Source organism: Halomonas flagellata, from assembly GCF_022487945.1.
GTDB classification, from domain to species: Bacteria; Pseudomonadota; Gammaproteobacteria; order Pseudomonadales; family Halomonadaceae; genus Halomonas; species Halomonas flagellata.
The window spans coordinates 274,086-289,018 of the sequence record NZ_JAKVPY010000001.1 but is presented as its reverse complement, the minus strand read 5'-3'; the positions used below and the strand labels follow the sequence as shown (position 1 = coordinate 289,018).

Genomic DNA, 14,933 nt, shown 5'->3' with positions numbered 1-14,933 from the left:
GGAATCTCTCAGCCGGGCAGCTGCTCCCGCAGCCACTCCAGCGCCCCCGGGGTGGCCCGCCACTGGTCGCGCATCAGGGTGCGGTACTGCCAGGCCTCGGCCCGGGAGCCGGGCTCGGCGATGCCGTCACCGCTCGCGGTCACCGGCCGCGGGTTGTCGGCACAGAGCATGGCCAGGGCATGGGGGTTGTGGCGGCGGGCCGCCGCCAGGGCCTCCAAGGCATCGTCCCGGCGCTCCAGGCGATAGAGCGCCAGCACACGCCCCATCAACAGGCCCAGCAGCGGCGCAGGCTCCGCGGCCTCCTCGTCGAGGGCCCGCTCGCTCAACGCGAGGGCCTCACGGTCACGCCCCTCGCGCAGCAGTTGGTCGAGCACCAGCTCGCGCAGCCCCAGGCCGTCCTGGTCATCCAGCGCCAGCAGTCGCTCGGCGAGCTCCCGGGAGCGCTGCCGGGCCCCCCGCTCCATGCCCACCACCAGGGCCAGGCCGGTGCGCAGCAGCACGGCGTTGTCGGCGTCATCCCAGGTCAGGGTACCGTCGCCCGCCGCCTGGACCTGCTCGAGCCAGCGCTCGAGTCGATCGGCCAGGGGGGCGAAGAGGCTCGGCGCCATCCACGGCAGGCTGCCGAAGCGACTGGTCAGGGCCAGCGCCAGGCCCTGGACCACCCGTGGCGAATCCAGCCACTCCGGGTGGGAACAGAGTTCGGTGAGCCAGTCGGCGGCATGGGGCCAGGGGTCGTCGTCGAAGCCCATGGGCGCATCGCCCACCACCTGCACCCGGAAGTGTTTCTGCCAGGCGGCGAACAGGGTGTCCTCGCGGGCGCTGGCGTGGTACTCCAGGCGGCCCTCGCCGGAATCCCGGATCGTCAGCCGTGGCGCCGTCGGCAACGCCTCGAGCAGCGCCTGCAACGAGGCCAGCGGCGTGGCCAGGTCCTCCTCGGCATTGAGCAGCTGCTCGGCGAGGGTGGCGCCGGGGTTGTCGGCCAGGTCGGACAGGAACTGCAGCTGGTCCGGGTCCAGGTCCCCCTGGCGGGCCAGGCGCCGGAACCAGAAGCGGGCCCGCTCGGCGGCCTCCCGCTCGTGGCCCTCGTGGAGCAGCAGCATGGCCTCGATGTAGGCCAGGGTCGGCGAATCGGGCAGCGCCTGCTGGGCGCGCACGAAGGCGGCCCGGGCGCTGTCCAGGTCGTCGTTGTCGAGATGCATCAGGCAGAGGCGCTCGAGCGCCACCCCGCGCAGGAACAGCGGCCCGCGGTCGAGCACCTCGTCGAGCAGGGCGGTGCGCTTGCGATGGAAGCCGCGCTCCTGGTAGAGGTCGACGAGGATCTCGAAGGCCGGCTCGGCCTGCTCGGGCAGGCGCGACCAGTCGGCGCGCTCGAACAGCGACTCGAGAATCTGCTGGGCGCGGCCCCGCTGGCCGCTCTCGGCGGCGATCAACCCGGCCTCGAGCAGCGCCTGGGCCGGGGCCCGGCCGCTCGCCAGCGCGGCCTTGAGGACCCCGCCCTTCCAGTCGCGCAGCGAGAGCATCCACATCAGGTGCTCGGGCACATGGCCGGGCAGCGACACGGCACCGCAGCAGTGCTTGGTCTTGCGGCCCGAGTCGCACCAGCAGGGCTCGTTGCGACCCGGACGGGCGAGTGGCTCACAGGCGAAGTCGAGCCGCTCCAGCGGCGTCTGCGACCACAGCTCCGGAGCCAGCGCCTGGGCGTGGGCCAGATTGCCACCCATCAGGGCGGCGCCCTCCTCCCGAGCCCAGGCCATCAGCGTCGGATAGCGTTCGTCCTCGCGAATGGCCGCCAGGGCTCCCGAGGCAAAGCCCAGCAGTTGTTCCACCCATACCGCCAGCATCGCAGCCTCCGCAACCAGAAAACGGCACAGTCTAACAGTCCAGCGGCGTCCTGGGCAGGCACTCAGCGCCGCGCCCAGGCCAGCAAGGGGCGGGTACGGGCGTGCATGTCGAGGCGGGCCCCGAGTCGCACCAGGTTCCAGTAGTGGCCATTGAGGGTGCGCGAGAGCAGCAGGGTGTCCGCCGGTGGCTGCAGCCGGTCCATGGCGGCCCAGACCTTGGGGCTGAGCTCGCGCAGGCGGCGATGGACGCGGACGTCGGCGAAGTCCTGCTCGCCAGGCCGGAACAGGGGGATGACGGCCTCGGCGGCCTCGCGGTAGAGCGATAGCGGCGCGCCCTGTCCCTGGCGCCCACCGAGGGCCAGCAGCGCCTCGTCCATGGCCAGGGGGTCCCCGGCCAGCGTGGCCTCGAGCAGCCGCATCATCGCCACCAGCCGCGCCTCGGGCACCGGAATCACCGCCCCCAGGTCGTAGATCACCAGCCGCCCATGGGCGTCGGCGGCGAAATTGCCGGCATGGGGGTCGGCGTGCAGCTCACCGTGAGTGAAGAGCTCCTCGGTGAGCCAGTCCGCCAGCGTCGTCGCCAGGCGTTGGCGCACCTCGACATCGGAGATCTCCAACTCGCGCAGTGGCGTACCCGCCACATAACGCATGGCCAGTACCCGGGGACCCGAGAACCGGGGCAGCGGTTCGGGAATCACCAGTGCGTCGAGATGGGCATAGCGCGCCCGGTAGCGGGCCAGCGCCTCGGCCTCGGCATGGTAGTCGAGCTCGCCGCGCAGGCTCGCGGCGAGCTCCTCGAACAGGGCGTCGAGCCGCACCTGCGGCACCCTGAGCCAGCGCCCCAGCCGCATCAGGCGTCGCACCTGCACCAGGTCGCTCTCCAGCACCTCGGCAAGCCCGGGGTACTGGACCTTGAGCACCAGGGTCTCGCCCTCCCGGGTCACGGCACGGTGCACCTGGCCCATGGAGGCGCTGGCGAAGGGACGCCGTTCGATGTCGCGAAAGTGGGCGTCGAGATCACCGTACTGGGCGACCAGGGTCTCGCGGATCGAGGCCCAGGGCATCGGTTCGGCCTGGCGCTGGAGGCGCGCGAGCTCGTCGGCGAGATCCGTCGGCAGCAGGTCGTCCCATTGGGCCATGATCTGGGCCAGCTTCATGGCCGGCCCCTTGAGCTCGGAGAGCCCTTCGAACAGGGCCTCGCCCAGGGCCCGCCAGTCGGGCTCGCCGCCCAGCCGGGTGCGCAACAGGGCGCCGCCGGTCCGGGCGCCCAGCCCCAGCAGGCGCCGGGTACGGCCGCGTTCGCGCATATCGTCGCTCCCCGGATAGTGGAGACAGGGCATTCGATACAAGGGCTGTACACGAATAGAGTGATGTTACATCTGGCGAGGATCGTGGAATACTGGAAGAATGTCCATATCATGAACCGGTGGGAACCAGGATGCGACTGATCATCGCCGAGAAACCCAGCCTCGCCAAGGCCATCGCCGAGGCCCTGCCCGGACGCCAGGGGCGCGAGGAGGGTGCCATCGTCGCCGGCGACACCACGGTCACCTGGTGCCTGGGCCACCTGCTGGAGCAGGCCCCGCCGGATGCCTACGACCCGGCCTTCAAGGCATGGCGGCTCGACCACCTGCCGATCCTGCCCGGGCATTGGAAGCATACCCCGCGGCCCAAGGCACGGAGCCAGCTGGCGGTGATCCGCCGGCTGCTGAAGGGCGCCAGCGAGGTCGTCCACGCCGGCGACCCGGACCGCGAGGGTCAGCTGCTGGTGCAGGAGGTGATCGAGCACCTGGGCTGGCAGGGCCCGGTGTCGCGGCTGCTGGTCAGCGACCTCAACCGGCCGGCGGTGCAGCGGGCCCTGGCGCGCATCGAGGACAACGCCCGCTACCAGCCGCTCTACCGGGCGGCGCAGTCCCGTGCCCGGGCCGACTGGCTCTACGGGATCAACCTGACCCGGGCCTGGACCCTGACCGGTCGCCAGGCCGGTCACGACGGGGTGCTCTCGGTGGGCCGGGTGCAGACCCCGGTGCTGGGGCTGGTGGTGCGTCGTGACGCCGAGATCCGCGACTTCGAGCCCAGGCCCTTCTTCGTGCTCTGGGCCGAGCTTGCCGTGGCCCGGGGCCGGCTCCGCGCCTGGTGGGTGCCCGGCGAGGCGCACCCCTTGGACGACCAGGGCCGGCTGCTGGCCCGCGAGCCCGCGGCGGCCCTGGCCGCACGCCTGCCCGGCGCCGAGGGTCGCCTCGCCGCGCTGGAGACCCGCGACAAGCGCCAGGCCGCCCCCCTGCCCTACTCGCTGTCGGCGCTGCAGGTCGATGCCGCCCGCCGCTTCGGGCTCTCGGCCAAGGCGGTACTGGACATCTGCCAGCGCCTCTACGAGCGCCACAAGCTGATCACCTACCCGCGCTCGGACTGCCGCTACCTGCCCGAGGAGCACTGGGCCGCCGCCCGGGCCACCCTGGAGGGGGCCTGCGGCACCGATGCGACCCTGCGCGGCTGGTTGGCCGGCGCCGACTTCTCGCGACGCTCGAAGGCCTGGAACGACAAGCGGGTCGGCGCCCACCATGCCCTGGCGCCCACCGGCAAGTGCGCCGACCTCTCGCGCCTGGAGAAGGCCGAGGGCGACGTCTTCCGGTTGATCGCCCGCAACGTGCTCGCCCAGTTCTACCCGGCGCTGGCCACCCGCGAGGTGAAGGCCGAGTTCACCCTCCTCGGCGAATGCTTTCGCGCCCGCGGCCAGGAGGTGCTGGAGCCCGGCTGGAAGCCGCTGTTCACCACCCGCGACGAGGCGCCACCGCTGCCGCCGCTCAGCGAGGGCGAGGCGTGCCGGGTGACGGAGGCGGGGGTGGAGGATCGCGAGACCCGCCCGCCGGAGCCCTTCACCGACGCCAGCCTGATCAAGGCGATGATGAACATTGGCCGCTACGTCGAGGACCCGGCGGTCAGGCGCACCCTGCGCGAACACGACGGCCTGGGTACCGAGGCCACCCGCGCCGGCATCATCGAGACCCTGCTGGAACGCGGCTACCTGGTACGCCAGGCCAAGGCGCTGCGCGCCACCCGGCTCGGCAGCGCGCTGATCGCCTCGCTGCCCGAGGCGGTGGGTCGCCCGGAGCGCACCGCCCTGTGGGAGCAGCGCCTGGGCGCCATTGCCGAGGCGGGCGACGACCCGGCCCCCTTCGTCGCCGCCCTGGTCGAGGACCTGCACGGCCTGCTCGCCGCCGCCGATGCCGGGCGACTGCACCGGGCCCTGGCCCAGGCCCGCGGCGAGGAGGCGCCATCACCCGGCCGCGGCAAGCCCGCAAGCCGCCGGCGCAGCGCCCCCGCCAAGGGACGCCGCCGCTCCCCGGCACGCGGAAAAGGCTCCCGCTCATGAGCGCCCACCTGATCGTCGGCCCCGGCGCACTGGGTCGCCTGGTGGGCCTCAGCCTGGCGAAGGCTGGCCGGGTGACGCTGGTCGGCCGGCGCCCGCTGCCCACCGAGCAGACGCTGATCACCCCGGCGGGAGAGGCGCTGACGCTGTCCGTGCCGACCCTCACCCTGGACCGGCTGCCACCGCTGGCCCCCGATGTCGTGCACCTGACCACCAAGGCCTACGCCGCCGAGGCGGCGCATGCGGCCATTGCCACGCGGCTCGCTCCCGGGACCCCCCTGGTGCTGTGGCAGAACGGCTTCGGCTGCCAATCGCGGCTGAGCGAGCGCCACGACGGCCCGGTGCTGTGCGCCACCACCACCGAGGGGGCCTGGCTGGCCGGCGATGACCGCGTGGTGCACGCCGGCCACGGGGCCACCCGCCTCGGCGACCTGGCCAATCGCCACCTCCCACTGGCCCGCTCACTGGCGGCCACCCTCACGGCGGCCGGCCTGGCCACCGAGGCGGAGCCCGACATCCGCACCCGCCTGTGGCAGAAGCTCGCCGTGAACGCCGCCATCAACCCCTTGGTGGCACGCTTTCGCATCCGCAACGGCCAGTTGCGCGACCGGCCCTTCCGGCCCATGGTCGAGGCGGTCATCGAGGAGGTCGCCACGATCATGGTGGCCGAGGGCATCGCCCCACCCGAGGGTGAGGGAATCGCCGGCTGGCGCACCCTGGTCTGGCAGGTGGTGGCGGGCACCGCCGCCAACCGCGCCTCCATGCTGCAGGACGTGCTGGCCGGCCGGCCCACCGAGCGCGAAGCGATCCTCGGGCCGCTGCTGACGGCGGCGCGGCGGCATGGCATCGAGGCCCCCCGCCTGGCCGAACTCGAGCGCACCGGACCCGACGACCGACATTGAGCCGTCGCCTGGCAGGCCGATGGCTCTCCTGCTAGTCTGAGATGGTCCATATAATGAGCAAGCGGACTCCACGCGCTCAAGGTCAGGGATCATGAAACCGGGCTTCCCACTTGCCATCGCCCTGGCAACCAGTCTGGCATTGTACTCGTCGTCGCTGCTGGCGGATGACGAGACGCCCGCCTACGCCGACAAGGCCACCGGCCTGATGCACCTCGACAACGGCGTGATCCTCGAGGGGCGCGACCTCGAGACGCCGGACGGCTACACCTCGGGATTTCGCCTCACGGCCGGTTTCTCGCCGCTCGCCCTGCCGCGCCTCGACCTCGGCGCCGAATTCACCTATCGCGAGAGCGACGAGGTGCCGACCCGGCTCGACAACCAGCCGCTGATCCTCAACACCACCAGCCTGGGCGGCAGCCTGGTCGCCGGCGTGCGCCTCGGCCAGGTGGGACTCTATGCCAAGTCCGGCTTCGCCGGATGGGAGGGCGACCCGGTGGGTGGTCGCCCCGACGCCTACGCCACCGCCGGCACCACCCGCGTGCAGGGCTTCGGTGCCCGCCTGCAGTTCGATCGCCTGGTCAGCCGGCTGGAGGTCGAGGAGATCGACGCGCCGAGCATGGCGCACCTCAACCTGATCACCGCCTCGTTCCACTATCCCTTCTAGCCCCCTGGCGTTCCTCCTCTTGACCGGTAGGCGGCTGGCGGGTCCATGCTATATAGTCAGCCGGCCTGGCGAGCTTTCCGCGCCAAGGCCTTGTCTCATGCCTGCATCCACCACTTGACAGGAGTCACTACGATGAGCCTCAGAATCGGTGATACCGCTCCGGACTTCACGGCACAAACCACTCAAGGCACCCTGAACTTTCATGAATGGATCGGTGACAGCTGGTGCATCCTCTTCTCCCACCCCAAGGACTTCACCCCGGTCTGCACCACCGAACTGGGCTACATGGCGAAGCTGAAGCCCGAGTTCGACAAGCGCAATACCAAGATCGTCGGGCTGTCGGTGGATCCGGTCGACAACCACACCGCCTGGTCGAAGGATATCGAGGAAACCCAGGGGGCGGCACCCAACTACCCCATGATCGGCGACGAAAAGCTGGAGGTCGCCAAGCTCTACGACATGCTGCCGGCCGAGCTCGAGGGCACGGCCGAGGGACGCACGCCCGCCGACAACGCCACCGTGCGTTCGGTGTTCATCATCGGGCCCGACAAGAAGGTCAAGGCGATGCTCGTCTACCCGATGACCACCGGGCGGGACTTCAACGAGGTGTTGCGCCTGCTGGATTCCGTGCAGCTGACGGCCAAGCACACCCTGGCCACTCCGGTGAACTGGCGGCCGGGTGAGGACCTCATCATCCCGCCGTCGGTCAGCGACGAGGAGGCCCGCAAGAAGTACCCCGAGGGTTTCACCACGCTGAAACCCTACCTGCGCACGGTCAAGCAGCCCTCCTGACGGCCATCCGCTCGACCGGCGGCTCCTCCTCTCGTGAGCGAGCGGCGCGCCCCGGCTACCGGCCGGGGCGCGCCGCTTCGGCCACCGGGAAAGCGCCGGGCCTCAGCCGGTATTTCGCAGCCCGGCGGCGATCCCGGCCATGGTCACCATCAGCGCCCGGGAGAGATCCGCGCTGATCGCCCCGTCGGCATCCCGGTTGCGCTGCAGCAACTCGGCCTGCAGCCCGTGGAGGGGGTCGATGTAGGGGTTGCGTACCTCGATGGCCTGGCGAATCAGCGGGGTCTTCTCGAGCAGCTCCTGCTGGTCGAGGACCCGGAGCAGCACCTCGTACAGCCGGGTGAAACGGCTGCGCAGCTTCTCGCCCAGCGCCTTGAGGGCGGGTTCGTCGACCAGGCGATTCTCGTAGTAGGCGGCGATCCCCACGTCGGCCTTGGCCAGCAGCATCTCGAGCATGTCCAGGTAGGTGCCGAAGAAGGGCCACTGGTCGCGCATCTCCTGGAGCACTTCCAGCCCTCCCTCGTCCTCCAGGCGACGGGCGAATGCCTCGCCACTGCCGAGCCAGGCCGGCAGCATCAGGCGAGTCTGGGTCCAGGCGAAGATCCAGGGGATCGCCCGCAGGGTCTCCACGCCGCCATCCTGGCGCCGCTTGGTGGGCCGTGATCCGAGCGGCAGACGCCCGAGCGCCCCTTCCGGGGTCACCGCACGGAAATAGGGCACGAAGTCGGGATCCTCGCGCACCACCCCCACATAGGCGCCATGGGCGACCGCGGCCAGGCGATCCATCTCCTCGCGCCACTCGGTACGCGGCGCCGGCGGCGGTAGCAGGGTCGCCTCGAGCACCGCACAGGCATAGATTTCCATGGAGCGCAGGGCGATGTCCGGCTGGCCGAACTTGAAGCGGATCATCTCGCCCTGCTCGGTCACCCTCAGGCTGCCGTTCACCGAACCGGGCGGCTGGGAGAGGATGGCCGCATGGGCGGGACCGCCGCCGCGTCCCACGGTACCGCCCCGGCCATGGAACAGCGTCAGGTCGACGCCGTGGCGGCGACACACCTCCACCAGGGTCTCCTGGGCACGGTACTGAGCCCAGGCCGCCGCGAGCTGGCCGGCATCCTTGGCGGAGTCGGAGTAGCCGATCATCACCTCCTGGCCGTCGCCGACCAGCGCGCGATAACCGGGCAGTGCCAGCAGCCGGTCGATCACTTCGCCGGCATGGTTGAGGTCGTCGAGGGTCTCGAACAGCGGCGCGATGGGCAGGCGCACGTCGCCGCCCACCTCCTTCATCAGCAGCGCCACGGTGAGGACGTCCGACGGCTGGGCCGCCATGGAGATAATGTAGGTGCCCAGCGCCTCGGGCTGCTCGGTGGCCACGACCCGGAAGGTGTCGATCACCTCCCGGGATTCGGTGGAGCAGTCCCAGCGACGGGGGATCAGCGGCCGACGGGAGGCGAGTTCCTCGAGCAGGAAGTCCTGGCGCTGCTGCTCGCTCCACTCCCGGTAGTGGCCGAGGCCCAGGCAGTCGGTGAGCTCCTCCATCACCTGGGCATGGCGGCTCGCCTCCTGACGCAGGTCGAGCTTGGTCAGGGTCACGCCGAACACGGCGACCCGGCGCAGGGTGTCGAGCAACGCCCCGTTGGCGATGGTGTCGAGTCCCACGTCGCACAGCGAACGGTAGCAGGTCAGCAGTGGCGCATAGAGCTGGTCGCGGTTCTCGATGATCGGGCCGCCCTCGAAACTGCGCCCGTCGAGCTCGGCCTTGGCCCAGTCGCGGGTCGCCTCGACGCGGCTCACCAGGCGCCGGAGCAGCTCGCGGTAGGGCTCCGTCACCTCGCCCACCTCGGCCTTGAGCGCACTGTTGGCCTTCCACATGGAGAGTTCGGCCTTGAGCTGCTCGAGGTCGCGCAGGAAGAGGTCGGCGGCCATCCAGCGGCCCAGCAGCAGCACCTCCCGGGTGACCCGGGCGGTGACATTGGGGTTGCCGTCACGATCGCCGCCCATCCAGGAGGCGAAACGGATCGGCGCCGCATCCAGCGGCAGCCGCTCGCCGGCGGCCTCGAGCAGCAGGTTGTCGAGGTCGCGGTGGAAATCCGGCACCGCCTGCCACAGGGAGTTCTCGATCACTGCGAAGCCCCATTTGGCCTCGTCCACCGGGGTCGGCCGTTCGTGGCGAATCTCGTCGGTGTGCCAGGCCTGGCTGATCAGCTCCTCGAGCCGCCCCTGGGCGCGCACGCCGCGCTCCGGATAGTCGGTGGAGGACTCGATGGCGGTGAGGCAGTCGTCGATGGCGTCGTACTTCTGGATCAGGGTGCGCCGGATGACCTCGGTGGGGTGGGCAGTGAGCACCAGCTCGACGCGCATGCCGGCGAGGCTCTCGACCAGCTTGCGCGGCGAGTGGCCGGACTGGCGGGCGCGCTCGAGCAGCTCGGAGAGCACCGGCTGGGAGCCGGGCTTGTAGTCCTCGACCCGGCGGAAGCGCGCCCGGTAGTGCTGCTCGGCGATATTGGCCAGGTTGAGGAACTGGTTGAAGGCCCGGGTCACCGGCAGCAGGTCGCGGTCGGGCAGGCGGCGCAGGTACTCGATCAGTTCGCGACGGCTCTGCTGGTCCCCCTGGCGGCCATGCTTGGCGAAGCCTCGGATGGTCTCGATCTTGTCGACGAACCCCGTGCCGAGGTCGTCGGCGATGGTACGGCCCAGGCTGTCGCCCAGGATACGAACGTTGTCACGCAGTGATTCGTGCAGGTCGTGGCTCATGACCGGCGGTCTCCGGGGTTGTCGTTGCGTTGTGCTCGAGCGGTGCGGGGGGCCTCGCCTCTCTTGGCGGCCTGCCAGTGGTACTCCATGGCCTCGAGGCCGGCGTCCGGCAGCGCCACTCCCTCGGCGGCCAGGGCGGTTTCCACCTGGCGGAAGCGCCGCTCGAACTTGGCATTGGTGGCTCGCAGGCACTGCTCGGGATCGGCCTTGAGGCTGCGGGCCAGGTTGGTCACGGCAAACAGCAGGTCGCCGACTTCCTCGACGGCGTGGTCGCGGTCGCCCTCGGCCAGCGCCTGCTCGACCTCGTCGAGCTCCTCGCGGATCTTGGCCAGCACGCCGCGGGCATCCGGCCAGTCGAAGCCGACCCGCGCGGCGCGCCGGGAGAGCTTGGCGGCCCGGGACAGCGCCGGGAGGGTACGCGGGACATCATCCAATACCGAAGCCGCGGTGCTGTCTCGCACCGAATGACGCCCATCCGTCGAGCGTGCGCGCTCGGCACGCTCCTCGGCCTTGAGCGACTCCCAGCGGGAGTGCACCTGCTGCGTCTCTACCTCGGCGGCACTCACACCCTCGCGTCGCGAGGCCAGGGTGCCGTCGGGAAAGACATGGGGGTGGCGACGCAGCATCTTGGCGGTCAGGGCATGCACCACGTCGTGGAAGTCGAAGCGCCCCTCCTCGGCGCCGAACTGGGCGTAGTAGACCACCTGGAACAGCAGGTCGCCGAGTTCAGCGGGCAACTCGCCGTAGGCGCGTCGCTCGATGGCGTCGGCCACCTCGTAGGCCTCCTCCAGGGTATGGGGCACGATGGAGTCCCAGTCCTGCTTGAGGTCCCAGGGGCAACCGTCGCCGGGGTCGCGCAGCACCGCCATCAGCGTCAGCAGGTCATCGAGGTCGAAACGGGTCCCGCTCATGCCGATTTCCCCTTGCGCCTGCCCGGCGTGCCACCGCTGCGCAGCCGCCGCACCTCGATGACGTTGGGCAGTTGCTGGATGCGCGAGAAGAGCCGCCCCAGGGTCTCGAGGCCGTCGACCTCGACGGTGATCGTCATGCGGGCGATGCCGTCGTCGGTGTCGGTCCGGGTGTTGACCGAGAGCACATTGACCTTGTCATGACTGAGCACGCCGGTCACGTCACGCAGCAGGCCCGAGCGGTCCCAGGCCTGAATCTCGATCTCCACCGGATACTGGGTCCGGGCCCGCTCGCCCCACTCCACCTCGATGATGCGCTGGGGCTCGTCCATGCGCAGCTGCAGGATGTTGGGGCAATCCTGGCGGTGCACGGTGACGCCGCGTCCCTGGGTGATGAAGCCGACGATGGCCTCGCCCGGCACCGGATGGCAGCAGTTGGCCATGCTGGTCTTGAGGTTCCCCACGCCGAGCACGGTGATATCGGAGCCAGCCCCCTTGCCGGCGGCCTTGCGCGGCTTGGCCAGCAGCCGGTCGAGTTGCTCCTGGTCATCGCTCTCGCCGAACAGCTGCTGGGCCTGGTGCAGCACCTGGCCGATACGCAGGTCACCGGCCCCGAGCGCCGCGTACATGTCGTCCGGCGTGGTGTAGTTGACCTTGCGCGCCAGGGTCTCGAGGTCCATGCCCTCGACGTCGAGCCGCTTCATCTCACGCTCGAAGAGCGCCCGGCCCTCCTCGAGGTTCTGGTCGCGGGCCTGATGCTTGAACCAGGCCTGGATCTTGGCCCGCGCCCGGGAAGTGCGCACATAGCCGAGGCTGGGGTTGAGCCAGTCGCGGCTCGGCCCGCCCTTGCTGGCGGTGAGGATCTCCACCTGCTGGCCGGTCTTGAGCTTGTAGGTGAGCGGCACGATGCGGCCGTTGACCTTGGCCCCGCGGCAGCGATGGCCCACCTCGGTATGCACCCGGTAGGCGAAGTCGATGGGCGTGGCGATGCGTGGCAGGTCGATGACATGGCCATCCGGCGTGAAGACGTAGATGCGGTCCGGGGCCACGTCGCTGGAGAGCCCCTCGCGGATGTTGCCGAAGTCGCCGACCTCCTCCTGCCACTCGAGTACCTGGCGCAGCCAGGCGATCTTCTCCTCGTAGCTCGAGCTCTTGCCCCCGGTATCGTGGCCCTTGTAGCGCCAGTGGGCACAGACGCCGAGCTCGGCCTCGTCGTGCATGGCGAAGGTGCGGATCTGGATCTCCAGGACCTTGTTCTCGGGGCCCATCACCGCGGTGTGCAGCGACTGGTAGCCGTTCTTCTTGGGGTTGGCGATGTAGTCGTCGAACTCGTTGGGCACGTGGTGCCAGCGCGAATGCACCAACCCGAGCACGGTGTAGCAGTCGGCCACCTCGGGCACCAGGATGCGCACCGCGCGGATGTCGTTGACCTGGGAGAAGTCGATGCGCTTGCGCTTCATCTTGCGCCAGATCGAATAGATGTGCTTGGCCCGGCCATCGACGTCGTAGCGCGCGATGCCCTGGGCGTCGAGCATGCCCTTGAGGGTTTCCACCACGTCATGGATGTAGCGGTCGCGGTCGAGGCGCTTCTCGGCCAACTGCCGGGCGATGGCCTTGTAGTCGTCCTCGTGCAGGTAGCGGAAGGAGAGATCCTCCAGTTCCCACTTGAGCTGGCCGATGCCGAGGCGATGGGCCAGGGGAGCATAGATGTCGAACACCTCCCGGGCGACCTGCTGGCACTTCTCCCGGGGGGCATCCTTGACCTGGCGCAGCGCGCAGGTGCGCTCGGCGATCTTGATCAGGGCCACGCGCACGTCGTCGATCATGGTGACCAGCATCTTGCGCAGGTTGTCCTGCTGATCGTGCTGGCTCATGCCGTGACTGGGCAGCTGGGAAGTGCTGATGGCCGCCATCTGCAGCACGCCATCGATCAGTGCGGCGACCTCCTCGCCGAAGCGCTTGCCGATCGCCTCGAGGTCGATCAGCCCCTCGCGCACGGCGCGGTAGAGCACCGCCGCCTCCAGGGCGGCCTGGTCGAGCCGGAGCTCGCCGAGGATATCGGCCATCTCCAGGCCCATGCGAAAGCTCGAGCCGTTGGCCAGCCAGGTGCGGTGGGGCCGGTCGGACTCCGCCTCCAGTTGCTGGGCGAGCAGGCAGGCCTCGCGCATCTCCGCCGCGTCACGCAGCTTGACGTCCTCCTGCAGGCGCTCGACCCACTGGTCGACGTCGACCCGTCCGGTGGCGCTCAGGGGCTGGTCTTCACGGACTTTAACCATCGGGTGTGGCTCCTAGCGGCTGCCGTCCTGTCCGCGGGTGCTCGAACAGCAGCATGGATTCCAGGTGTGAGGTATGGGCAAACATGTCGGCCACCGCAAGGCGGGTGAGCCGGAAACCTCCATGCACGAGGCGTGCCGCATCCCGCGCCAGCGTCGCCGGATCGCAGGAGACATACAGAAGGCGCGGTACCGGCTGTTCGACGAGCGCGCGGCAGGCGACCTCGGCCCCGTCCCGGGGCGGGTCCAGCACCGCCACCTTGGGCAGGCCCCGGGCCAGCAGGTCGGCGACGGCCCCCACCCGGCTCAGGTCGGCCTGGCGGACCTCCACCTCGAGGGCGTTGTGCCGGGCGTTCCCGGCCAGCCGCTCGACCATTGCCGGATTGCCCTCCACCGCGGTGACCCGGGCCCCGGCGGCCGCCAGCGGCAGGCTGAAGTTGCCGACCCCGGCGAAGAGATCCAACAGTGCCAGGCCCTCGACATCGCCGAGCCAGGCCAGGGCGGTCTCGATCATCTGCCGGTTGACCCTGGCATTGGCCTGGAGGAAATCCCCGGGGGCGAAGCCCAGGACGAGCTCGCCCTCGGCCCCCGGTACCCGGCAGGTCAGCGTCGGCGCCGGGGTGAGCCAGTCGAGGGCCGGCGACTCCCGGCCCAGGCGGCGCGCCAGATGCAGCCCGTGCTGCCCGGCGAAGGTCAGCCAACGCTGCCTGTCCCCAGCGTGGTCGCGCAACTGCCGTACCACCAGGGTCACCCCCTGGTCGCTCTCGAGCAACTCCAGGTGCCCCACCTGTCGCGGCGCCTCGAGGCTTGCCACCAGAGCGTGCAGCGGGGGCAGCAGGGCGCTGAGCGACGGCACCAGGACGGTGCAGTCACCGATGTCCACCAGGCGGTGGCTGTGGCGGGCACGGAAGCCGAGGTGCACGCCCCCTTCGGCATCGACCTTGACCCCCAGTCGCGCGCGCCGGCGGTACCCCTCGCCGGCCCCGGCGAGCAGCTGCGGTGCCGGTGACGGCTCGATGCCCTGGCGAGCGAGCAGCTCCAGCAGCACCGCCACCTTGTGGCGACGCTGGGCGTCGAGGGCCAGGTGCTGGAGGTCGCAACCGCCGCAGCGGGCGAAATGGGCACAGGGCGGCGTCACCCGTTCGGGCGAGGCCTCGATCAGGGATCGCACGTGCCCCTCGTCGAACCGCTTGCGGGCGCGATGCACGGCCACCTCGAGCCGCTCGCCGGGCAGCGCCCCGTCGACGAAAAGCGTCTTGCCGACCGCGGTATGCGCCACGCCCCGGCCATCATGAGCCAGCCGCTCGATGATCACCGCCTCGTCACCGACCGCACGCGGCACGGTGGGGGCAGCCGGTGGCGCCTGGCGTCCCTGCAGGCCGGAAACGCCGGAGCGCGCCCGCGCCGGGCGTCGCTTGCCCAGTCTCGCCAT

The 14,933-nt window shown here is 70.5% G+C and carries 10 protein-coding genes; 4 read left to right on the top strand and 6 right to left on the bottom strand.

Going from position 1 to position 14,933, the window contains the following annotated elements; translation table 11 throughout:
- Positions 1 to 8: 8 nt before the first annotated feature.
- A complete protein-coding gene (locus MKP05_RS01335) occupies positions 9 to 1,841 on the bottom strand; it encodes an SEC-C domain-containing protein (protein WP_110281734.1) in 1,833 nt (610 codons plus the stop codon).
- A gap of 62 nt (positions 1,842 to 1,903) precedes the next feature.
- On the bottom strand, positions 1,904 to 3,148 hold the full coding sequence (locus MKP05_RS01330; RefSeq protein ID WP_110281735.1) for an ABC1 kinase family protein: 1,245 nt from the start codon (positions 3,146 to 3,148) through the stop codon (positions 1,904 to 1,906).
- A gap of 131 nt (positions 3,149 to 3,279) precedes the next feature.
- Between MKP05_RS01330 and MKP05_RS01325 the strand changes: the two genes are divergently transcribed.
- The 4 genes from MKP05_RS01325 (at position 3,280) to MKP05_RS01310 (ending at position 7,569) form a co-directional block, all read left to right on the top strand.
- Positions 3,280 to 5,214: a DNA topoisomerase III gene (locus tag MKP05_RS01325; RefSeq protein ID WP_240566693.1), complete on the top strand. Its 1,935-nt coding sequence runs from the start codon at positions 3,280 to 3,282 to the stop codon at positions 5,212 to 5,214.
- Positions 5,211 to 6,113: a ketopantoate reductase family protein gene (locus MKP05_RS01320; protein WP_240566692.1), complete on the top strand. Its 903-nt coding sequence runs from the start codon at positions 5,211 to 5,213 to the stop codon at positions 6,111 to 6,113. Before MKP05_RS01325 ends, MKP05_RS01320 begins: the two co-directional genes overlap by 4 nt.
- Positions 6,114 to 6,204: 91 nt before the next feature.
- On the top strand, positions 6,205 to 6,777 hold the full coding sequence (locus MKP05_RS01315) for a hypothetical protein (RefSeq protein ID WP_240566691.1): 573 nt from the start codon (positions 6,205 to 6,207) through the stop codon (positions 6,775 to 6,777).
- A 132-nt stretch (positions 6,778 to 6,909) separates the two neighbouring features.
- A complete protein-coding gene (locus tag MKP05_RS01310; RefSeq protein WP_110281739.1) occupies positions 6,910 to 7,569 on the top strand; it encodes a peroxiredoxin in 660 nt (219 codons plus the stop codon).
- A 102-nt stretch (positions 7,570 to 7,671) separates the two neighbouring features.
- Here the strand turns inward: MKP05_RS01310 and ppc are convergent, their stop codons facing one another.
- From ppc to MKP05_RS01290, 4 genes are read right to left on the bottom strand one after another with little or no spacing between them, the layout of a single operon-like run.
- On the bottom strand, positions 7,672 to 10,320 hold the full coding sequence (ppc, locus tag MKP05_RS01305) for a phosphoenolpyruvate carboxylase (protein WP_240566690.1): 2,649 nt from the start codon (positions 10,318 to 10,320) through the stop codon (positions 7,672 to 7,674).
- Positions 10,317 to 11,231 (bottom strand): nucleoside triphosphate pyrophosphohydrolase, encoded by a 915-nt coding sequence (gene mazG, locus MKP05_RS01300; protein WP_240566689.1) that lies wholly within the window; start codon positions 11,229 to 11,231, stop codon positions 10,317 to 10,319. Before mazG ends, ppc begins: the two co-directional genes overlap by 4 nt.
- Positions 11,228 to 13,504 carry a GTP diphosphokinase gene (gene relA, locus MKP05_RS01295; protein ID WP_110281742.1) on the bottom strand — a complete coding sequence of 759 codons (2,277 nt, stop codon included), beginning with the start codon at positions 13,502 to 13,504 and terminating at the stop codon, positions 11,228 to 11,230. Before relA ends, mazG begins: the two co-directional genes overlap by 4 nt.
- Positions 13,497 to 14,933 carry a TRAM domain-containing protein gene (locus MKP05_RS01290; protein WP_240566688.1) on the bottom strand — a complete coding sequence of 479 codons (1,437 nt, stop codon included), beginning with the start codon at positions 14,931 to 14,933 and terminating at the stop codon, positions 13,497 to 13,499. The genes relA and MKP05_RS01290 overlap by 8 nt, the downstream gene beginning before the upstream one ends.